The sequence below is a fragment of the Cyclobacteriaceae bacterium genome (genome assembly GCA_025808415.1).
Lineage (GTDB): Bacteria > Bacteroidota > Bacteroidia > Cytophagales > Cyclobacteriaceae > UBA2336.
Genome location: CP075525.1, coordinates 1,183,335 through 1,204,161, shown reverse-complemented (window position 1 = coordinate 1,204,161; position 20,827 = coordinate 1,183,335). Strand labels below are relative to the sequence as shown.

At 44.1% G+C, this 20,827-nt stretch carries 17 protein-coding genes; 12 read left to right on the top strand and 5 right to left on the bottom strand.

The window, feature by feature from the left end:
• Nucleotides 1-37 precede the first annotated feature (37 nt).
• The 3 genes from KIT51_05645 to KIT51_05635 form a co-directional block, all read right to left on the bottom strand.
• Complete coding sequence (locus tag KIT51_05645; GenBank protein ID UYN87739.1) at nt 38-1,285, bottom strand: ABC transporter permease; 1,248 nt, start codon at nt 1,283-1,285, stop codon at nt 38-40.
• Nucleotides 1,282-1,914 (bottom strand): ABC transporter ATP-binding protein, encoded by a 633-nt coding sequence (locus KIT51_05640; GenBank protein UYN87738.1) that lies wholly within the window; start codon nt 1,912-1,914, stop codon nt 1,282-1,284. The genes KIT51_05645 and KIT51_05640 overlap by 4 nt, the downstream gene beginning before the upstream one ends.
• 194 nt (nt 1,915-2,108) lie before the next feature.
• Nucleotides 2,109-5,285, bottom strand: a complete 3,177-nt coding sequence (locus tag KIT51_05635; protein ID UYN88505.1) for a hypothetical protein — start codon at nt 5,283-5,285, stop codon at nt 2,109-2,111.
• Nucleotides 5,286-5,537: 252 nt separating this feature from the next.
• Between KIT51_05635 and KIT51_05630 the strand changes: the two genes are divergently transcribed.
• From KIT51_05630 to KIT51_05615, 4 genes are all read left to right on the top strand, one after another.
• Nucleotides 5,538-6,137, top strand: a complete 600-nt coding sequence (locus KIT51_05630; GenBank protein UYN87737.1) for an RNA polymerase sigma-70 factor — start codon at nt 5,538-5,540, stop codon at nt 6,135-6,137.
• Nucleotides 6,134-7,105: a FecR domain-containing protein gene (locus KIT51_05625; GenBank protein UYN87736.1), complete on the top strand. Its 972-nt coding sequence runs from the start codon at nt 6,134-6,136 to the stop codon at nt 7,103-7,105. The genes KIT51_05630 and KIT51_05625 overlap by 4 nt, the downstream gene beginning before the upstream one ends.
• A 48-nt stretch (nt 7,106-7,153) precedes the next feature.
• The gene (locus KIT51_05620) at nt 7,154-8,818 is read left to right on the top strand and encodes a hypothetical protein (GenBank protein ID UYN87735.1); all 1,665 of its coding nucleotides are present in this window, start codon (nt 7,154-7,156) and stop codon (nt 8,816-8,818) included.
• Nucleotides 8,819-8,886: 68 nt separating this feature from the next.
• A complete protein-coding gene (locus tag KIT51_05615; GenBank protein ID UYN87734.1) occupies nt 8,887-11,229 on the top strand; it encodes a TonB-dependent receptor in 2,343 nt (780 codons plus the stop codon).
• A 45-nt stretch (nt 11,230-11,274) separates the two neighbouring features.
• Here KIT51_05615 and KIT51_05610 read toward each other — a convergent pair whose 3' ends face one another.
• On the bottom strand, nt 11,275-12,036 hold the full coding sequence (locus KIT51_05610; GenBank protein UYN87733.1) for a biotin--[acetyl-CoA-carboxylase] ligase: 762 nt from the start codon (nt 12,034-12,036) through the stop codon (nt 11,275-11,277).
• A gap of 41 nt (nt 12,037-12,077) precedes the next feature.
• Here KIT51_05610 and rsfS point away from each other — a divergent pair, with 41 nt between their 5' ends.
• The 7 genes from rsfS (at nt 12,078) to KIT51_05575 (ending at nt 19,352) form a co-directional block, all read left to right on the top strand.
• Nucleotides 12,078-12,464: a ribosome silencing factor gene (rsfS, locus tag KIT51_05605; GenBank protein UYN87732.1), complete on the top strand. Its 387-nt coding sequence runs from the start codon at nt 12,078-12,080 to the stop codon at nt 12,462-12,464.
• 46 nt (nt 12,465-12,510) lie between these two features.
• Nucleotides 12,511-14,541, top strand: a complete 2,031-nt coding sequence (gene ftsH / locus KIT51_05600) for an ATP-dependent zinc metalloprotease FtsH (protein ID UYN87731.1) — start codon at nt 12,511-12,513, stop codon at nt 14,539-14,541.
• 86 nt (nt 14,542-14,627) lie between these two features.
• Complete coding sequence (locus tag KIT51_05595) at nt 14,628-15,395, top strand: UDP-2,3-diacylglucosamine diphosphatase (protein UYN87730.1); 768 nt, start codon at nt 14,628-14,630, stop codon at nt 15,393-15,395.
• Nucleotides 15,355-16,167, top strand: a complete 813-nt coding sequence (locus KIT51_05590) for a hypothetical protein (protein ID UYN87729.1) — start codon at nt 15,355-15,357, stop codon at nt 16,165-16,167. The genes KIT51_05595 and KIT51_05590 overlap by 41 nt, the downstream gene beginning before the upstream one ends.
• Before the next feature lie 175 nt (nt 16,168-16,342).
• Nucleotides 16,343-17,683, top strand: a complete 1,341-nt coding sequence (locus KIT51_05585; GenBank protein ID UYN88504.1) for a sigma-54-dependent Fis family transcriptional regulator — start codon at nt 16,343-16,345, stop codon at nt 17,681-17,683.
• Nucleotides 17,673-19,031 (top strand): HAMP domain-containing histidine kinase, encoded by a 1,359-nt coding sequence (locus KIT51_05580; protein UYN87728.1) that lies wholly within the window; start codon nt 17,673-17,675, stop codon nt 19,029-19,031. Before KIT51_05585 ends, KIT51_05580 begins: the two co-directional genes overlap by 11 nt.
• Nucleotides 19,032-19,106: 75 nt before the next feature.
• Nucleotides 19,107-19,352, top strand: coding sequence for an acyl carrier protein (locus KIT51_05575; GenBank protein ID UYN87727.1), 246 nt, complete (start codon nt 19,107-19,109; stop codon nt 19,350-19,352).
• 13 nt (nt 19,353-19,365) lie between these two features.
• Here KIT51_05575 and KIT51_05570 read toward each other — a convergent pair whose 3' ends face one another.
• Nucleotides 19,366-19,713 (bottom strand): hypothetical protein, encoded by a 348-nt coding sequence (locus KIT51_05570; GenBank protein UYN87726.1) that lies wholly within the window; start codon nt 19,711-19,713, stop codon nt 19,366-19,368.
• 29 nt (nt 19,714-19,742) lie between these two features.
• On the opposite strand from KIT51_05570, the gene KIT51_05565 reads away from it, so the two are divergent.
• Nucleotides 19,743-20,645, top strand: coding sequence for a YegS/Rv2252/BmrU family lipid kinase (locus KIT51_05565; GenBank protein UYN87725.1), 903 nt, complete (start codon nt 19,743-19,745; stop codon nt 20,643-20,645).
• Nucleotides 20,646-20,827: the final 182 nt, after the last annotated feature.

The following is a 20,827-nucleotide window of genomic DNA, read 5'->3' as shown; positions in this document are numbered from 1 at the left end:
AAAAATGCTTTCTAAATTTTGAATTTAGAATCTTGAATTAATTACCTGCCAATACTTTTGAAATATCTGTACGATAAGCCTGCCATGCCGGTATTAGCGCGCACAACACCCCTAACAACAAACTTCCCGCCAAAATTATCCATTCTTCATGGTAGAAAACAATACCGCTTATCCCGGCTTTCTGGGTTTCGGCCACAAAGGCCGTCATGATCATTAACACCCCATGCCCCAGCAACAACCCGATTATGCTGCCCAGCAAAGTAAGCAATACGCCTTCCGACAAAATAGTTACCACAAGCTTTAACCGCGTGGCGCCCATGGAGCGCATAATGGCCAAATCGTAACGCCTCTCTTTTAATGAATTGTAAAGCGCAATAAAGATGCTCAACGCAGAGATAAAAATTAATACATAGGCAAACGCCATCAGAATATCCACGCCTACCCCTAAAATGGAAAACAACCGTGCAGTTTCAAAAGCCGGTGAAGCGGCCTGTAAGCTGCTTTGTCCATTGACGAACCGTGGTAATTGAATAGCGCCCATGGCGGAACGATACTGTATCAATAACGATGTTATTTCCTTTGTGGAATCGCCAGCCGCGATAGAAGGCACCAACGGTGAAGCAACAAAAGAAGTATCCCGCTCGTGGTGCTGATGATCTTCTTCGGTATGAAGATCGTGCACATGCCAAACACTTTCTACGGAAGTAAGGATAAGATTATCCAACACCGTATTGGATCGCTTCAATATTCCTTTTACTACAAAATTGTGTTCATCGTGGGCATGACCACCGACCGTGAGCCCGTGCGCACTGGCGAATTCATCGTTTAATTTGAATTTGGTCATGGCTGCTACATTGGCGCCAAGCACAACTTCCAGTTCTTCCGTAAACCACTCGCCTTGTTCAACTTCCGCTTTATACAACTCTGCATAACGCTTGTCGGTACCGATAATACGATAGGCTTCATAACTATCACCCAACGCTAACGGAATGGCATTTTTCACCAACCGGTTTTTAGCAATGCGTTCCGCTTCCTTCAAGTTAATGTTACCTGTAGGAAAATCAATATGAAAAATATTGCACAGGATTAGTTGCAACGGACTACCCTTTGCCCCTACTACCAGGTCGATACCGCGGGCATTCTCAGAAATTTTTTCTTCCAATTGCTTATTAAACAACAACAGCACAACAATTACCGCAATGCCAAGCGAAAGCAAAACAATGTTCAACACCGTGTTCAGTGGTTTTGCTTTTAAATAATTCCAGACAAGTAGTACGATGTTCATCCGTGTAGGCTAATCTGTTTCTCGATTTTATCTTGCAAGCGCTGATCGTGTGTGGCAACCAGTAAGGTGGCCTGATGTTCATTAGCTACATGAATCAACAAATCAATTACCTGCGCACAGCTTTTGTCATCGAGCGCTGAGGTGGGTTCATCGGCCAAAATAACGGGAGGGTTATTAAACACCGCCCGTGCAATGGCCACGCGCTGCGCCTGCCCCTGGCTCAGTTCAGTTACTTTGCTGTGTTTCTTTTCCGCTATTCCCAGGCTTCCTAAAACGGCATCTACCTGCTGGTGTTGGATGGGAAGTTCAGCGAGATAGGGCGCCAGGATTAAATTCTTTTCCACCGTGAGTGCGCTGATCAGGTGATTTCGTTGAAACACAAAGCCCATATGCTTGCCGCGAAAATGATCGAGAGCTGTTTCTGAAAGAGAAGATAATTCCGTTCCTGCCACTTTAACTGATCCTGAATACCCACGCAACAAGCCGCCTAAGATGTGGAGCAATGTAGTTTTACCACTACCGGATTCACCCAACAACAAACAATGTTCTCCTTTATTAATGCTGAAATCCGGAAAGGCAATTCTCTTCTGATTCCCGTAGGCAAATGACAAATTCTTAGTGGTTACCATAATGCGGCTCAAAAATAAAAGTCTGGGGGATTAAACCCGCCAGACTAATATTTATTTATTGTTAAAGGTTAACGTTCAACGACAATGCGAGGAACTTCTATAATTATATTCAATTTCAAAAATCTTTATGTTCGCTCAAACGCTTTTCCTTAGAGCTCCCACCGTGGCCAGCAGGCGAGATGACACGAATTGATTTAATTTTTAAGTGGTTCGTAATCTTTAAACGGTGAAAGGGTTACTTTCTCCATCAATTCACGGTATTGCTTCCAGGTAGTGTCGTAAAAGTGATTTACCCTTTTCGTCAACTCGGCAATTTTATCTTCTGCATGTTTATACACGCGCCTGTCGGTTTCGCTTATCGGATCGCGTGACCGGCCAATATAACCTTGGGCCGTTTGAATATACGATACCGGAGTTGGGTCGGGTGACCGTACAATACCCTGGCGCGTATCAACCTTACCTAAAATAAAATCAAACAAGGCATTCACAGAATCTTTAACCGCTTTTGTTTTATCAGCAGCTTCTTTCAAATCGGTGCGTTTCGAATCTTTAATCTTTTTCTCATACTCCTCCACAATTTCCTTTGATTCGCGTAGCCTATCCGTAGCCGTAGTCGCTACAGCCCTCAGTTTCTGCAAGTCTTTAATCATGGCATAACGCTGCTCATACACCGAAGCCGGAACGTCCATACGGGGATCGGCTTTTACCAGTATTGATGTTGAATCTTTCTGATCACCGTAGGTCAGGCGCAACTTGTAGGTACCCGGAAGAACAGAAGTTCCGCCAAAGCCACCAAAACCTCCTCCACCACCCATACCACCACGGGGGCGTTCGCGCGATGGCTGACGGTCACTCTTTTCATTCAACATCCAACTCATTCTGTACACGCCATTGGTTTCAGGAGCTTTTTGACGCAACGTATTAATCAATTCACCCTTCGCATTATAGATTTCCAGCTTCACTGAGTCATACTTCACGTTCGACTTAGGCGCAGGTGCAGCAGGTTTAACTTCTTCCTTGCCCTTTTTAGCCTTCGGGTCGGCAACTGGTTGAGGTGTTGAGGGCGCAGATGGTTTATTTACTGAATAGGAAATCATTGCTCCTGCAGGACGGTTTTGCCCGTTAAAAACTGCATTCGCATCGAAGCGTGGGCCTGATGGTTGCTGTATGGATACCAAATAAGCATCCGGAGGTGTAAATATATGTGCTGCCTTTGTCGCCACTGTGGATGACTTAGCCATCTCGCGCAGCGGACGGATATCATCCAACACGTAAATGGCGCGGCCAAATGTACCAATAACCAAATCATGTTCGCGCGGATGGATTACCATATCAATGGTTGGTGTACCAGCCGGGTATTCGTTAGTCCATCGGGTCCAGTTCTTTGCGCCATCAATGCTTACAAACAATCCATTTTCCGTTCCCAGAAACATCAGTTTAGGCTCAACCGGGTCCTGTACAACCGACAGGGTGAAGTTGCTTTCACCAACCTGGGCCGGGGTAACCAGGGTTTCCCAGGTTGCACCAAAATCTTTCGTGCGGAACAGGTAGGGTTTGTAATCGAACATCCTGTAATTATTCACTACTACAAGGGCCTCACCTTCAGCATACGTTGAAGCTTGTATTTGTGCCACCCATGAATTTTTTGGCATGCCTGTAATACGCGAAGTAGTATTCGTCCAGGTTTTACCACCATCGCGTGTTACCTGCACTTGTCCATCATCGGTACCCACCCAAATCACACCTTGTTTAACCGGACTTGGTGCTATAGCAAGGATAGTACAGTGATTCTCCGCACCGGTTGCGTCCATGGTAAGTCCGCCACTTTCATGTTGCTTTTGTTTTGACGGATCGTTAGTGGTTAAATCCGGGGAGACAATTTCCCAGGTATCACCTTTATTGGTCGACTTATGCAAAAACTGGCTGCCATAATAAATGGTTGAATTGTTCAAGGGATCTTGTGCCAATGCTGCATTCCAGTTAAAACGCAATTTCATGCTTGCATCCGGATGTGTTGGCCTTAGGTTTTTAGTGAAGCCAGTTTTTAAATCATACCGTGCCAGGTTGCCGCCCTGAGACATCGCATAACCATAACGGTTGTCGTCCGGATCGGGAGATACATCGAAGCCATCACCAAAGTACATTTCCTGCCAATAGCTGTTGCGGATACCTGCGTTGCGCCATACATAGGCCGGACCAACCCACGAGCCATTGTCTTGCATACCGCCATATACATTATAAGGATGATCCATATCTACATTAATATGGTAGAATTGGCCCACCGGAATATTATCGGCAAACACCCAGGTTTTGCCCATGTCGCGGGAAATGTTCAATCCACCATCATTACCATCAATTATGAAACTTGGGTTTTCAGGATGGATCCACCAGGCGTGGTGATCGGGGTGAACCCCGTAATAAGGCAACAATTCTTTGAATGATTTTCCACCATCTTCACTCACACTAACCCTTGAGTAAATGGAGTATAAGCGGTTTTCATTTTTCGGGTCTACATAAATCTCGAAGTAATAGAACGGACGGTCACCAATTTCATTTTTATCATTTACCATAGTCCATTTCTCACCGCCATCATCCGAACGGTACAAAGCATTTTTCTTCGATTCAACGAGGGCATACACTACGTTTGGCTTGCTTCGGGCAATGGCCAATCCCATCCTTCCTAAATCTCCTTCGGGTAAGCCCTCTTTGCTGGTTAGTTTTTTCCAGGTTTTACCACCATCGTACGTTACGTGCAAACCCGATCCCGGGCCACCGGAGTTGAACGTCCACGGCATCCTTCGGTGCTCCCACATGTTAGCGAAAAGCTTGTTGGGGTTTGAAGGATCCATCACCAGTTCGGCACAACCGGTTTTATTATCAACAAAAAGGATTTTCTCCCACGTTGTGCCACCATCCGTAGTTTTGTAAACACCCCGCTCGGGATGCTCGCCCCACGGTGAACCGATGGCGCCCACATAAACGGTATTGGGGTTTTTCGGATCGATGATGATACGGTGTATGTGGCGGGTTTTTTCCAACCCAACCTTTTTCCAGGTTTTGCCTCCATCCAACGTTTTATACAAACCATCACCACCATTTAAACTGTTACGTGGGTTGCCCTCACCGGTACCCACCCAAACCACTGCTGGGTTATCTTGCTGAATGGCAATAGCTCCAATGGAGAGTGTTGTTTCCTTGTCGAAGATGGGCTCCCAGGTTACGCCTCCACTGGTAGAGAGCCATACCCCGCCCGATGCGGCACCGGCATAAATTACATCCGGGTTGTTAACGACCGCATCAATGGCTGTAATACGTCCACTCATACCGGCCGGGCCAATGGCCCGTGGGGTAAGGCCCTTAAGTTTGTCCATGTCAAGCTTTTGCGACCAGGCCGGCAGGGTCAGCATCGCACAAATGATTATCCGTAGAAATCGCATAGGTTGTATAATTTTTAGCTGGGCGAATATACCACTACACTTTATCTGGCTCTCAATTATTTAGGACAGATCGCCCAAGGGTTATGTAAACGGCTGCTAAGCTTTGCACAATTTAAGAATTGACATAGGGGTAACATGCCAATGGATTGTCTTACTACCAAAAACCGCCTAAAACCTTAACTTGCGATGAAACCACTTAGGGTAGTGCATTCATCAGGCATAGAAAGTTTTAGTGCGGTCCGATCGGGCGATAAAAATGCTTTTGAGATGATGTTCAAATCCTACTACCAACCGCTGTGCCGCTATGCCAACACCTTTGTAAACGATCCGGAGGAAGCGGAAGAAATTGTGCAGGGGTCGTTTATCAATATTTGGGAAAAACGCCTGGCCATTGACATCAACACATCTGTTAAAGCTTACCTCTATCGCGCCATCCGAAATGCTTGCCTGAATGCCCTCAAACACCAAAAGGTTAAACACTTGTATGCGCAAAATGAAGTACACACTGGCGAGCGCTATTTCGAAGCCTCTGATGAAAGTACACTGCGCGATGAGTTGGAGACCAGAATCCGAAAGGCTATACAGGTTTTACCCGAACAATGCAGGGTTATTTTCCAGCTTAGCCGTTTTGAAGAATTAAAGTACCAGGAAATAGCCGATCAGCTAAACCTTTCGGTGAAGACAGTAGAGAACCAAATGGGCAAAGCCCTCAAAATAATGCGCGAGCAGCTTCGCGATTACTTGCCGCTGATTGCCCTAATGATGAACGGACTGTTAGATCAATGAACCGCGCGGAATACGATATGGAGGATTTAGTCGGTAAATACATTACCGGTGAAGCAACAACTGAGGAAATGCAGTTGGTACTGGAGTGGTGTGCCCGCTCGACCGATAACCAAAAATATTTCGATCACGCCAAACTGATTTATGAAAAAGCGCAGGCCGATGATGGCTATCACTACAACACAAACGCAGCCTGGGAAAAAGTAAAATACAAAATCGGATCAGTAAAGGTTCGAAAATTACCGGCCGCTAACCTTTGGCGGATTGCCGCCAGCCTTTTCCTCATCAGTATGCTCTCCTATTTTTTATACTGGCAGTACTTCTCTACCGGGCAACTTTACCTGGCCACACATGCTGAAGTAATTACCCAGGCCCTAGCCGATAATACCGAGCTTTCGTTGAACAAGAACAGTGAAGTTCAGGTAGAATACAACGAACGTAAACGTAAAGGGGTAATTAAGCTTACTGGTGAAGCCACCGTTACCATAAAACCCGATAAAAAAGTGGATTGGGTGGTACAGACCGATGACCTGTTTATCCGCGATATTGGAACAACCTTTAACGTGAAAGCATACCCTAACGACCCGGTGGTGGAAGTTTCCGTTATTGAAGGCGAAGTCCAGTTCTACACCATCCAGGACAGCGGCATCCTGATCAAAGCCGGTGAGATGGGAGCGTATGATAAATCCGCCAAACAATTTTCAAAAGCTGAAGCCGACCCTAATGTAATCGCCTATAAAACCCTGTTGTTCATTTTCAATGATGTTGATTTAAAATCGGCAGTTGAACAATTAAGTGCAGTGTACAACCGAAGGATTATAGTTTCAGGAAATATTGAGAATTGCAGGCTTACCGTAAACTTTACCCATGAAGATCTTGACACGATTATATCAATCATTTCCGAAACACTTAACCTCACGGTTACTGACAACGGAAACGAAATTTTACTTAGCGGTGGGGGTTGTCCGTAAGAAACTTTATTCCTTATGCTTCGTTAGCCTGAGCACGCCCTGTTTTGTATGAGGTATTTACCAGCGCTATTTATTGTTTTAAGCATTTTTCATGCCTCGGCCCAGCATGTACCGGTATTGGAACGATCCGTAACACTTACTGCACAAAATGAACGGCTTGACTCATTTTTAAAACGGTTATCGCATGAAGCCGGCTGTGTGTTTTCATACAGTGCTTCTTCGTTGGATGTTAACCGGGATGTTAACAACCAATTCAACAACCAAACAACCCGCGAAATCCTGGAAATTGTTTTTGAAGGCCAGGTGAAAATGAAACAAAAAGGTGTTTACATTATTTTAACACCATTGCCAAAATCATCGAAGGAAGTAACTATCAGCGGGTATGTAGTAGATGAGGCTTCAGGTGAGAAAGTAGAATCAGCCACGGTATATAACCCGGTAACCCTTCGGTCAGTAACTACCGACCAGTATGGCTACTTTGAATACAGTGTTAAAAAACCCACACCCGATGATTACAAACTCATCATTAAAAAACTTGACTACACGAATACCGTAGTGGTTGCGCCACAAAAGCGTTCATCGTTTCAAAAGGTTTCCATAAGTATTGATAAAGATAAGTTGAATAATGTAGGCGAAAGTATTTCCAAGCCTGCAGTAAAAGTGTGGACATGGACAAAAAATTCGATAGCCAGCATTAACCTGGGCAACGTGCAGGATACCATCCATCGCACCTGGCAGATGTCCTTCGTTCCTTTTGTGGGTACCAATCGAAAGTTAAGCGGCAGCGTTACCAACGATTGGTCATTCAACATTATCGGTGGCTATTCAGCAGGCACAAACAAAGCCGAGTTTGGCGGGGTATTTAACATCAACACCGGTAATGTAAAATCATTTCAGGCTGCAGGCATGTTTAATCTGAATGGCGGTGAAACAAAAGGTGTTCAACTGGCCGGAACATTAAACCTCAACCCACAAGCCACGCAAGGTGTTCAGGCTTCAGGTTTTGCCAACCTTGCTTTGCAGAATATGCATGGGGCCCAACTGGCAGGTTTCCTAAACCTGACCGCTAAGCATACTGAGGGCGCACAGGTTTCTGGTTTCGCCAACTTCAGTAAAACCATTAACGGAACACAGGTAGCTGGTTTTGCAAACGTGGCACAGCATGTCAACGGATCGCAAATCGGTTTCATTAACCTAGCAGATAGCATACGCGGTGTTCCGGTAGGCTTCTTAAGCTTTGTTGCAAAAGGGTATCACACCCTTGAACTTGGGGCAGATGATGTAATGCCTGTTAATGTTTCGTTCCGCACCGGTGTGCGTGCATTCTATAATATCATCTCCGTTGGCATGCGCCCTGAACAGGCTGATTCCGTTACCTGGTCCTTCGGTTATGGTGTGGGCACTTCACCCCGAATCGTTAAAAAAATGTACCTGAATATTGAAGCAACTGCAAACCAGGTTAATAAAGGAAATGTAGAGGCACTGAACCTTGTAAACAGGATTTACACTGGCCTGGATCTTCAAGTAGCTCGTAAGTTTGGTATTTATGCAGGGCCAACCGTTTCCATCAGGGTTTACGATACAACGTTCAACCGACATCCTGAACTATTTACTTACTACACACCTTCCGTCCAATATGAACGTACCTACCCCCGACATGACCTGGCTATGCAGATATGGTGGGGTTTCAGGGCAGGTATACGATTCTTCTGAAAAAAAATAACGCGGCATAGGGGTTAACCGCTATTCGGTTGTCATGGATCAAACTGAATTACAAATCCATGAAAACCCTGCAAATCATTATTGTGGCTTTCATTATCAGCACAACTGCTTTAGCCGCCCAAAGCTTAACCCAAACCCTTCGGGGCAAAATCATCGACCAGGTAAGTCAAACCCCGCTGCCCGGGGCTACCATTATGGTGTTGAATACTGATCCGTTGGTTGGTGCCACTACCGATGTTGATGGTGAATTCAAGATTCAGAAATTACCCATCGGCACATACACCATCCGGGTAAGTTTTATCGGTTATAAAGATTTTATCCTCCCCAATGTGGTTGTCAATTCCGGTAAAGAGGTGGTGTTGAACATTCCTATTGAAGAGGATATCATTCAGATGCAGGAAATTGTAGTTACTGCTGTTGAAAAGGACCGCACCATGAACGACATGGTGCTGGTAAGCGGAAGGACTTTTTCCGTTGAAGAAACAAGAAAATTTGCCGCAGCCATAAACGACCCTGCCCGAATGGCGGCATCATTTTCCGGGGTGGTAAGCACAGATGACGGAAACAACAACATTTCCGTTCGGGGAAATAACCCCAACGGGTTATTGTGGCGCATGGAGGGTATTGACATACCTAATCCAAACCATTTTGTTTCGCCCGGTGCATCGGGTGGCGGAATCTCCATCCTGAGTTCACAATTGCTCACGAACTCAGATTTTCTGACAGGGGCATTCTCGGCAGAATATGGCAACGCACTGTCTGGTGTGTTTGATTTAAGTTTACGAAAAGGAAACAATGAAAAAAGAGAGCTAACGTTTCAGGCAGGTTTTTTGGGAAGTGCTCTTGCCGTGGAAGGCCCCCTTGCCAAAAACTACAAAGGCTCTTACTTGATAAATTACCGCTATTCAACACTATCCTTGCTCTCAAAGATTGGCGTTCCGTTGGGTGACTACATTACCAACTTTCAGGATCTTTCGTTAAATATCCATTTACCCACAGGAAAGAAAAGCGCTGTAACCATTTTTGGTTTTGGAGGCTTAAGTGACCAAAGAAATGAAGCTAAAAAAGATTCATTGGCGTGGGCGTATGACTATGAACGCTACAGTTCAAACTACTTCTCCAACACCGGTGCATTGGGCATTAAGCATGCTTACCTGATCAATAAAAATAATTTTCTTCAAACAACAATATTGGCCTCGGGCAATGAACTTGGTGATGTTATGTACAGGCTGGATGACGAGTATACCAACCAACGTTGGTATGATGGAAACTTTAAAAACTCAAAGCTTACTTTCAGCTCAGTGCTCAATACAAAATTATCAGCGCGGTACAGTTTGCGCAGCGGTGTGTACCTGAACCAACTCCATTACAGTTTAAGGCAGCAATCATTCCATACCGATGGAAATCATTTTCTAACAGATATCAACGCAAAAGGCAATACACAAAGCATTCAGGCTTTTTCACAAATAAACATTAAAGCATCCGAACAGTTGACCATCAATGGCGGAGTTCATTACCTGCAATTGCTTTTAAATAATTCCATCTCGGTAGAACCGCGGATCAGTGCCTCCTATGCATTAGATGAAGCACAACGAATCAATTTCGGCTATGGGCTCCACAGCCAGGTTCAACCCTTGGGAACGTATTTTGGAGAGCATGAGGAAAACGGAGAAATTATTAAAGCGAACAGAAACCTGGATTTGAGCAAATCGCACCATTTTGTTGTAGGGTACGACCGCTCATTGAATCCCTATTTGCGCTTGAAAGTTGAAACCTACTATCAACACCTGTTCGATATTCCCATAAAAGCAGGTGCAACTGAAACATACTCCATCCTAAACCAGGAATGGTCGTACGAAACCGATCCATTGGTTAACGAAGGGTACGGCAAAAATTACGGGGTTGAGTTTACGCTGGAGCAGTTCACGCACAATAACCTCTATTTCCTCTTTTCCACTTCGGTATACAACTCATTATACAAGACTCATGAAGACAAATGGCGCAACACACGCTTCAACGGAAACGCCAACATGACTTTTACCGGTGGCAAAGAATTTATGTTAAAGAAAGAGCGTGTGTTAGGCGTTAACCTTCGCAGCATTTATAGCGGTGGCTTACGCACCACACCCATTAACCTGGAAGAATCGGTTGCACGGGGTGAAACGGTACGTTATGAAGAACGTGCCTTTGAAGAACAAAATCCGGCCTACTTCAGGACAGATTTGCGGATCAGTTTAAAACGTAACAAACCCAAATCAACGCACACCGTTGCGTTGGATATTCAAAATGTAACTAACCGAAAAAATATTTTTGGAAAGTATTTCGAACCGTTAAGCGGGCAAGTTACTACCGCATATCAAACACCGTTAATTCCCGTGTTGAGTTATAAGATTGAATTCTGAATGTAAAATTTATGAACCCTAAAAAGAAAAACAATGATGTTCTGTTCAGTAAGCATAACTGATTTCTTTAAATGCAAAATAGTGAAGTTCATCTTCTATCAATACTTTTAACTTACCTTCATCAGTAACCCCTTTTATGATGCCCGCTTTCGTTTGTTGGTCAACGGTAAACTCGCGCAGCACATTCAGTCCGTATAGTTTATGTTCATACATGATTTTAATATTTCCATACTCGTTGGCTTTAAGCTGCAAATACCTTGCTTCTATGCTCTCCAATAACATTGATAGTACTTCGTTCAACTCATAAAGCCTTGCGGTTTCTAAACTAATAGAGGTTGCGTGCGGCCAGGCAAAAAATTGTTGGTTTACGTTCAGCCCAATCCCCACCACCGAACGTTCAATGCGCTGGCCAACAAGTTGGTTTTCGATGAGTATACCACAAACCTTTTTATCATTAACCATAAAATCGTTAGGCCACTTGATATGAAGGGCCGCCCCAGGTACTAAACGGGTAAGGCAATCATGCAGCCCTAAGGAAACAACCATGCTGAGATAGAACTGGAAGTTGGGAGTTAAGAAATTTGGTTTAAGCCCGATCGATAGAGTTAAATTCTTGCCGGGCTCGGTTATCCACGCACTACCTCGTTGACCCCGCCCTGCCGTTTGATTGGCTGTAATAACTACCATACCCTCGGCCGAACCCTTTTGTTGCATCAGGCGTTGTACCTCATCGTTGGTGGAGTGACATTCTGGCACATAAACCAGTTGCTTGCCCATGAAAAGCGTATTGGCAGGGATTTTATACAAGGAAATATTGTTAGTTTTACACGAAAATCGAAGATAGCTTAATGGCGAAAAAAAGAAAGGGTGTCAGTTCCGAAAAACTTTGTGACGCCATCGTAAAAGGAATGCAGGAAAAAAAAGCCCTCGACATCCTGGTCTTAGATCTCCGTAAAATAAAAAATGCCGTAGCCGATTTTTTTGTGATCTGCTCTGGTGGGTCAGACAAGCAGTTGGATGCCATCGCAGATTCTATAGATGAAGAGGTGTACAAAGCACTGGAAGAAAATCCATGGCATGTTGAAGGTAAAAACAATAAAGAATGGGTGTTGCTCGACTACTTTGATGTAGTGGCCCACATTTTCAGAAAGGACAAAAGGGAATTTTTTGCCCTGGAGAAACTATGGGGCGATGCCGAAATTATTGAAATTGAAGAACCGGCAATAACCAAATAAACCGGGTCGCGTTATTGGAAGTGTAATTTTTTGAAACAGGATAAAAATGGCGGATAAGCGAGACAATAAGATCATACCACCCAAAGTACCTAAAGGGGGAAATTACCAGTTATGGGTCATACTGGCCACGGTGGCCATTATCATGGCGGTAATGTACTTTAATACCAGCAATACCCTCAAGGAAAAAGACCTGCGGGAACTAAAAACCATGATTGAAAGTCGTGATGTGCGCAGCATCATACTTATTAAAGATAAAGAGATTGTTGAAGTTACCTTGTCATCCAGTGCCCTGCAAAACGCCAAGTATAAAGAAGACATACAAGGTCCCATGGGCCAAAACAATGCAGGGCCACATTATAAAGTCAAAATCATTTCAGTCGATAATTTCGATCGCTGGTACAACGAACTGGTAAGTAAAATCCCGGAATCAGAACGCCCCGAATACAAAGCCGAAACGCGCGTTGATTACTTCAACATGTTTTTCAGTTGGGGATTCCTCTTTTTGTTGCTGTTCGGTTTCTGGATGCTGATGCGCAGGATGACTGGTGGCGGTGGCCCGGGTGGACAGATTTTTAATATCGGGAAATCGAAAGCTGCGTTGTTCGATGCTGAGAACAAAGTTAAGATAACGTTTGAAGATGTAGCCGGTTTGGAAGAAGCAAAAGAAGAAATCCGCGAAATCGTTGAGTTTTTAAAGAGTCCGTCAAAGTTCACCAAGCTTGGTGGTAAAATCCCAAAAGGTGCGCTGTTGGTTGGCCCTCCGGGTACCGGTAAAACTTTATTGGCAAAAGCTGTTGCAGGTGAAGCTGCGGTACCTTTCTTTTCCCTTTCCGGTTCCGACTTTGTAGAAATGTTTGTGGGTGTGGGAGCTGCACGAGTTCGCGACTTATTTAAACAAGCCAAAGAAAAAGCACCGTGTATTGTTTTTATAGATGAAATTGATGCGATCGGTCGTTCACGCGGCCGCGGACAAATGCCGGGTGCCAACGATGAACGCGAAAACACCCTTAACTCACTTTTGGTTGAGATGGATGGCTTTGCTACCGATTCGGGTGTGATTATTCTGGCGGCCACCAACAGGCCAGACGTATTAGACTCAGCGCTTTTGCGCCCCGGTCGCTTCGACAGGCAAATCAGTATAGATAAACCCGATGTGGTTGGCCGTGAGGCAATATTTAAGGTGCATCTTAAACCCATTAAAACCGATGCTTCGGTTGATATTAAAAAACTATCGGCACAAACCCCTGGATTTGCCGGTGCCGAAATTGCCAACGTATGTAACGAAGCGGCTTTGATTGCTGCGCGAAGAGATAAGAAGGCCGTGGATATGCAGGATTTTCAAGACGCTATCGACCGGGTTATTGGTGGCCTGGAAAAGAAAACAAAAATTATCTCACCGGAAGAGAAAAGAATTGTTGCCTACCACGAAGCCGGACATGCCGTTGCCGGTTGGTTCCTTGAACATGCCGATCCTTTGGTGAAAGTAAGTATCGTACCGCGTGGGGTTGCTGCACTGGGTTATGCGCAATACTTGCCAAAGGAGCAGTTCCTTTACCAAACCGAACAATTGATGGATGAAATGTGCATGGCTTTTGGTGGTCGGGCTGCAGAAGATATTGTGTTCGGAAAAATTTCAACCGGGGCCCTGAGCGACCTTGAACGCATTACTAAAATGGCGTACAGTATGGTTACCATTTATGGTATGAATCCGGAAATCGGAAACCTGTCGTACTACGATTCAAAAGCTTCCGATTATGCCTTCCAAAAACCCTACTCCGACAGTACAGCCCAACGTATTGATGAAGAGGTGAAGAAAATCATCGATGAATGTTACAAGCGCACAAAAGATTTATTGAGCCACCATCGCGAACACCTGGAAGTAATTGCTAAGGAATTACTTGAAAAAGAAATCCTGTTCCAGGCGGACCTTGAACGGTTGATCGGTAAGCGGCCATTTGAAAAGCCAACAACCTATCAGCAATTTACCAACGGCAGCATGGATAAGAAAACGGCAGCAACCGAACCGGTATCGGAAGAGAAAGCACAAACAGAACCCAATGCGGCCGAAAAACTTTAATAAAAAATAGGATGACCAGAAAATACCCAGGCAACAAAAAGATGCCTGGGTTTTTTTATTTTTAATCCAGTTGTTTACAGCATACTATGATACAGGTAATCCTACCCGAAAACAAAAAGATCTTCTTCGCCTCCGATTTTCATTTGGGCGTACCTGATCATGCTTCCAGCATTGCCCGCGAAAAACGAATAATAACCTGGCTCGATCAAATCAAACCAGAAGCACACAGCATCTACCTGTTGGGCGATATTTTTGATTTCTGGTTTGAATACAAACACGCCATACCAAAGGGCTTCATTCGCCTGCAAGGCAAACTGGCCGAACTCCGCGATGCAGGCATCCCCATCATCTTCTTTACCGGCAACCACGACATGTGGATGTTTGATTACTTCAAGAAGGAGTTGGACATTCCCGTTTATCGCGAACCCCTGGTGTTGGAGTGCAACAGTCAAAAACTATTGATAGGGCATGGAGACGGCCTTGGGCCCGGGGATACATCGTATAAAATCCTGAAAAAGTTTTTCAACAGTAAATTTTGCCAGTGGCTGTTTGCCCGACTGCACCCTAACCTTGGCATAGGCATTGCTCAGTACTGGTCGAAAAAAAGCCGGATAAGCAATACCAAAAGGGAAGAAAAATTTGAAGGTGAAGAGAACGAGTTTCTGCTAACTTACTGCAAGCAGTTAGAACAAAAACGCCATCACGATTTTTATATTTTTGGTCACCGGCACTTACCACTCGACTTGAAAGTTGGGGAAAACAGTCGATACATTAACCTTGGCGAATGGGTTCATTTTAATACCTATGCAGTTTATGATGGAGCAACCGTCCAACTCAAAACATTTCAGCAATAGTTTATTGGCAATATGGCTTTGCGTGGCCTTGCCTTTTTATGTGGCCGGTCAGCAACGGGCAACTGTTCAGCTTAAAGGTGAGGTTACCGGGGCATCCGTTGACAGGCCAGGTGATTTGTACATTCAATTTGCAGATGGCACCATACAGAAATATGATGGTAACGGTAAGCTCTTGCAAGAGGTAAAGCCGAAAGTTCCCCTAACCGTGTTCGAACCGCGTGACGGATCGCGGGCATTTAGTTACGAACGCCCCGGTCAATGGTATAGTTTTGCCTGGTTTGGTTCGTTCAATCAAGTTAAAATCGCAGATGAGTTTGCCATTGAACCCTGGTTGGTTTGCTCCTCAGGCGATAATAACCTTTGGGTTGTAGATGCTGCTGATTTAAGCATTAAAAAAATCAATACCGGAAAGGGATCAATAGATGTTGAGGTTTTACTGTCGCGTGATGTGCATAAGCGTAAAGAAGACCTGATTAGCATTCGCGAATATCAAAACTTCCTGTTTATTCATAACAAAAATACAGGGATCGAAATTTTTAATGCCCTTGGGAAACAACTAAGGGTAATACCCGGAAAGGATATTTTGTATTTCAATTTTTTGGGTGAAGAACTTTATTACGTACAAAATAACAAGCTCATTTTTTACGACTTGTTTGATAGAACCATCCGCGAAAATACTTTAAATAACGCGATGTTGTTTTTTATCGCTACGGATGAATACGAGTATCATATCTACAACAAAAAGGTAGAGATTTATCCTGCTAAACCTTAACCAATAGTTCGATACCGGGCATAAAAAGTGTTCATTTATGAACATCTTTGTACATTGTAGAACACAAATTATGGGTTTTTTACCCTGAATCACACATAAAACGTTCTGGCACAACTTTTAAATATTAGGCACTACTTAAATCTATACTATGAACCCTGAAGGTGGAAAAATTTTGATGATCGATGACGATGAGGATGTTTTATTGGCAGCCAAGATGTTGCTGAAAAAGCAAAACCACCATGTAATCATAGAAAAGAACCCAAACAAAATCCCGTTCCTGCTCAACAACGATACCTATGACGTTATCCTGTTGGATATGAATTTCAGCAAGGACATTACCAGCGGTAAAGAAGGCTTCTATTGGCTTGAAAAAATACTGGAGAAAGACCCCAATGCCGTGGTGATACTCATTACAGCTTTTGGTGACGTGGAGATGGCCGTGAAGGCACTTAAACAAGGTGCAACGGATTTCATCCTGAAACCGTGGCAAAACGAAAAACTTATTGCAACCATATCAACGGCCATCCGGTTGAAACAATCTTACAACGAAGTGGACAAGCTTCGCAAAGCCAAGGAAATGCTGGAAGAACAGATCAGCAAACCGTTCGGTGAAATCATCGGGGAAAGCCCGGCCATTAAAGAAGTTTTCGGATTAATTGATAAGGTAGCCAAAACCGATGCCAATGTACTGATACTGGGTGAGAACGGCACCGGCAAAGAACTGATTGCACGCGCCATCCACCAGCGATCACTGCGCAGCGATAAAAGTTTTGTTTCGGTTGATATGGGCGCCATCACAGAAACCCTTTTTGAAAGCGAACTGTTCGGTCACAAAAAAGGAGCCTTTACAGATGCGCGGGAAGACCGGCCCGGACGGTTTGAACTGGCCAATGGTGGCACATTATTCCTGGATGAAATCGGTAACCTGAGCATGGCCCTGCAGAGTAAATTACTCAGTGCATTGCAATCGCGGCAGGTTACCCGTGTGGGTGCCAACCAACCTATGCCGGTTGATATTCGATTGATTTGTGCTACCAACATGCCCCTTCACCAAATGGTGGAACAAGGAACCTTCCGGCAGGATTTGTTATACCGCATCAACACCGTTGAAATAAAAGTACCGCCCCTCTCCGACCGCGTGGAAGATATTGCTTTGCTGGCACAACATTACCTGGAGTATTATTCACGTAAATACCACAAGCAGGTAACTACCATTTCCGCGAATGCCATGGATAAATTAAAGCGCTACGCATGGCCCGGGAACATCCGCGAATTACAACATGCTATCGAGCGGGCAGTAATCATGACCGACTCCGCTTCGCTGCAGGAAAGCGACTTCCTGTTCAGTCGCCCGGTTTCATCGCTATCAGCCGAAACCCTGAACCTGGACGAAGTTGAAAAAGCGGCCATTACCAAAGCGCTTAACCTGCATAGCGGAAACATTTCAAAAGCAGCCGATGAATTGGGCTTAACACGCGCCTCGCTTTACAGGAGAATGGAAAAGTATGGACTATAAGTTCAACTGGAAATCCCCGGTTGTTCCCCGGATAATCTTTCTGGCCATCAGCATCCTGGCCTTCGGTTATTTTATGTTCGATCGTGGAAGCTACATTGTGGCGCTTACGTTTTTGGCCATCACGTTGTTCCAAATCAAGCAACTCATTGACATGGTAGATCAGTCAAACAAAGACATCGCTTCATTTTTAGATTCCGTTAGCTTTGATGATTTTTCTGCCACTTTCAAAACCGACAGTAAAGATCCATATGTGCAGCGCTTTCATGATGAACTAAATGAAGCACTGGCCAAACTCAGGAATAAACGACAGGAAAAAGATACGGAATACCTATTCTATAAAAACATTGTCATGCATGTAGGTATTGGTTTGGTCATTTTCAATGAGCACACCGGAAAAATTGAAATCTGCAACAGTGCAGCACGCAAATTACTTAAAGTAACAAAAGCCGATGTACTGGATGACCTGAAAGAAATTGATGGTAACCTGGTGCATATTTTTCAAAAACTAAAAACAGGCGGGCGTGAATTAATACGACTAAAAATCGGTGAAGATATTTTTCAACTTTCCATTTATGCCATTGAGCTTACCCTGCGTGGCGAAAACATGAAACTTATTTCGCTTCAAAACATCCAAAGCGAGCTGGAAGAAAAAGAAATGGAGGCCTGGCAAAACCTGGTGCGTGTGCTTACACACGAAATCATGAATTCAGTTACACCCATTTCGTCATTGGCAGGCACGATGGAAGATGAAATCAGGGACCACGTTAATGCCACAGAAGATAAGCCTTTGCAAAGGGAACAACTTGCCGACATCCACCTTTCCCTGCAAACCATTAGCAAGCGAAGTGAAAACCTGATCCAGTTTGTAAAAGAGTTCAGAAGCCTGACCCATATACCCAAACCCCGCCTGCAGTCGTTTTTAGTATGCTCCTTGCTTGATGAAATAGCCATGCTGCACAAAAAAGAACTCACCGAAAAAAATATCCGGTTAACAATCGAACTTGATCCACCTGACTTAACCATATTGGCAGACCGGGGCTTGATTGAGCAGGTGCTCATAAACCTCGTTAAAAATGCCAGTCAGGCGTTTGAGGATCAGGAGGAGAAGAACATTACTATCCGCGGTTATTTCAACGACAAACTTAGGCCTGTTATTTCAGTAAAGGATAATGGTACGGGCATCGACCCGGAAGCCCTGGAAAAAATATTCATACCCTTTTTTACAACCAAGAAAACAGGCTCTGGAATTGGCCTGAGTCTATCGCGCCAGATCATGCGCCAGCACCAAGGATCATTAACAGTAAAATCAACGGTTGGCAAAGGCACTGAATTTTTTATGCGCTTTTAAAATGGCCAAGTTTAAAGAACACCTGTTTCTTTAAGTTAATTGGGTTTAATACATTTACGAAATTTTTTACACGCTATGTCTGACGTATCTGAAAAAGTTGCCCGCATACTTATTGATAAATTGGGAATTGCCGAGTCAGAAATAAACCCGGAGGCCAATTTGGTGAAAGACCTTGGCATCGATTCCCTTGATTATGCAGAGATTGTTATGGATTTTGAACAAACTTTCGACATCCGCATTCCAGATGACGATGCCGAAAAACTTGCCACCATTGGTGCCGCGGTGAACTATATTGAAGAAAAACTCAAAGCGAAAAAATAACGCGGCCTGGTAGCTATAGATGATTACCCTCCGATTCGAAGTAATTGCACAAACGCTTCATGGTAACGGCTATATCCTGTTTCAAAGGCTCAGGAGAATCACGGTCAGGATAAGTTAAGATATACCACCCATTGTTTTCTTCGGACCAGCGAACTAAAAATTTCTTATCCTGCCTTAGCAAAATATCCATTTCATAAATTTCCTCGTCATGTTTATCATGCAAACCGGTAAACTGAAGCAGAATGTGGTCTCTTTTATAAAGCTCGCCTTTCACACAATCAATGCTGCTCAGTTTAAGCAGCAACCTTGCCTCTTTGTTCCAGGCTTTAAACTTGAACGTACGGGGTTTAAATTCCTTCATTCACTTATTTTTAGTAATGTTGACACGCTATGAGCGAATTTAAGAAGCTATTATTCATTATCAATAAATATTCAGGCAAGGGCTTTCGACCCCAGGTCGAAGGGAAAATTTTAGATGCTTGTGAGAAAAACGATGTAGAATGCACAATTGAATTTACCAAAAGGCCAGGGCATGCTACCCAGTTGGCCAAAGAAAGTATGAATAACTATGATGCCGTTATTGCCGTGGGTGGTGATGGCACGGTTAACGAAGTAGCACAAGGGCTTGTTGATTCGAACATGCCAATGGGAATATTGCCGAAAGGATCAGGGAACGGATTGGCACGCCATCTTCAAATCCCTATGCACTTACCAAAATCATTGGAGATACTTTTCAAAAGCAGCGTACAAACTATGGACACTTTCCTGATGAATGATAAGCTCTCCATAAATGTTTCGGGTATTGGTTTTGACGGGCATGTGGCCAACCTGTTTGGCGAAAATAAAAAACGAGGATTTTGGGGATACGCTAAACTGGTAGTACGCGAATATGTTCGCTTTAAAACTTTCGACCTGGCCGTTGAAGAAAACGGAAAAATCCTTCAGTTAAAAAAGAAATTTATAGTGGCCATTGCAAATTCATCACAATACGGTAACAACGCACGCATCTCACCACAAGCCTCTGTTACCGATCACTTGCTTCACCTGGCTATCCTCAAAAAAGTCGCGTTGCATAAAGGTTTCAGGTTTGCCTACCTGATGTTTACGCGCAAGCTTCGAAACAACGATCTGTACGAATCCCTTACCCTGAAAGAAGGATCGATTAGTACACCGAAACCAGTATCGTACCATATTGATGGTGAGCCTTGTGGTGTTGATTCATTGTTCAGGATAAAACTTAAACCTGCATCGCTGCGCATTCTGGTACCGGTTAATCGTAAAAAGGATATCTAGAAATGAGGTACGAATAAATTTTCTATTTTAACCACTGCCCAAAAGCGAAAGCCCCTCGTCCAGGGGCTTTCTAAAATCCTAGCAGAAATATCATTAACCTAAACTTTATGAAGAGATTCTACCGATGTGTGTTGGATTCTGCTGCAAAGAAATGCTTCGTGTATTAAGTTAAGGTAATGGAC

Excerpts from the sequence above, each read along its gene's own strand:
- KIT51_05645 (UYN87739.1), bottom strand. The coding sequence starts at position 1,285 with ATGAACATCGTACTACTTGTCTGGAATTATTTAAAAGCAAAACCACTG.
- KIT51_05640 (UYN87738.1), bottom strand. The coding sequence starts at position 1,914 with ATGGTAACCACTAAGAATTTGTCATTTGCCTACGGGAATCAGAAGAGA.
- KIT51_05635 (UYN88505.1), bottom strand. The coding sequence starts at position 5,285 with ATGGACAAACTTAAGGGCCTTACCCCACGGGCCATTGGCCCGGCCGGT.
- KIT51_05630 (UYN87737.1), top strand. The coding sequence starts at position 5,538 with ATGAAACCACTTAGGGTAGTGCATTCATCAGGCATAGAAAGTTTTAGT.
- KIT51_05625 (UYN87736.1), top strand. The coding sequence starts at position 6,134 with ATGAACCGCGCGGAATACGATATGGAGGATTTAGTCGGTAAATACATT.
- KIT51_05620 (UYN87735.1), top strand. The coding sequence starts at position 7,154 with ATGAGGTATTTACCAGCGCTATTTATTGTTTTAAGCATTTTTCATGCC.
- KIT51_05615 (UYN87734.1), top strand. The coding sequence starts at position 8,887 with ATGAAAACCCTGCAAATCATTATTGTGGCTTTCATTATCAGCACAACT.
- rsfS (UYN87732.1), top strand. The coding sequence starts at position 12,078 with ATGGCGAAAAAAAGAAAGGGTGTCAGTTCCGAAAAACTTTGTGACGCC.
- ftsH (UYN87731.1), top strand. The coding sequence starts at position 12,511 with ATGGCGGATAAGCGAGACAATAAGATCATACCACCCAAAGTACCTAAA.
- KIT51_05595 (UYN87730.1), top strand. The coding sequence starts at position 14,628 with ATGATACAGGTAATCCTACCCGAAAACAAAAAGATCTTCTTCGCCTCC.
- KIT51_05590 (UYN87729.1), top strand. The coding sequence starts at position 15,355 with ATGATGGAGCAACCGTCCAACTCAAAACATTTCAGCAATAGTTTATTG.
- KIT51_05585 (UYN88504.1), top strand. The coding sequence starts at position 16,343 with ATGATCGATGACGATGAGGATGTTTTATTGGCAGCCAAGATGTTGCTG.
- KIT51_05580 (UYN87728.1), top strand. The coding sequence starts at position 17,673 with ATGGACTATAAGTTCAACTGGAAATCCCCGGTTGTTCCCCGGATAATC.
- KIT51_05575 (UYN87727.1), top strand. The coding sequence starts at position 19,107 with ATGTCTGACGTATCTGAAAAAGTTGCCCGCATACTTATTGATAAATTG.
- KIT51_05570 (UYN87726.1), bottom strand. The coding sequence starts at position 19,713 with ATGAAGGAATTTAAACCCCGTACGTTCAAGTTTAAAGCCTGGAACAAA.
- KIT51_05565 (UYN87725.1), top strand. The coding sequence starts at position 19,743 with ATGAGCGAATTTAAGAAGCTATTATTCATTATCAATAAATATTCAGGC.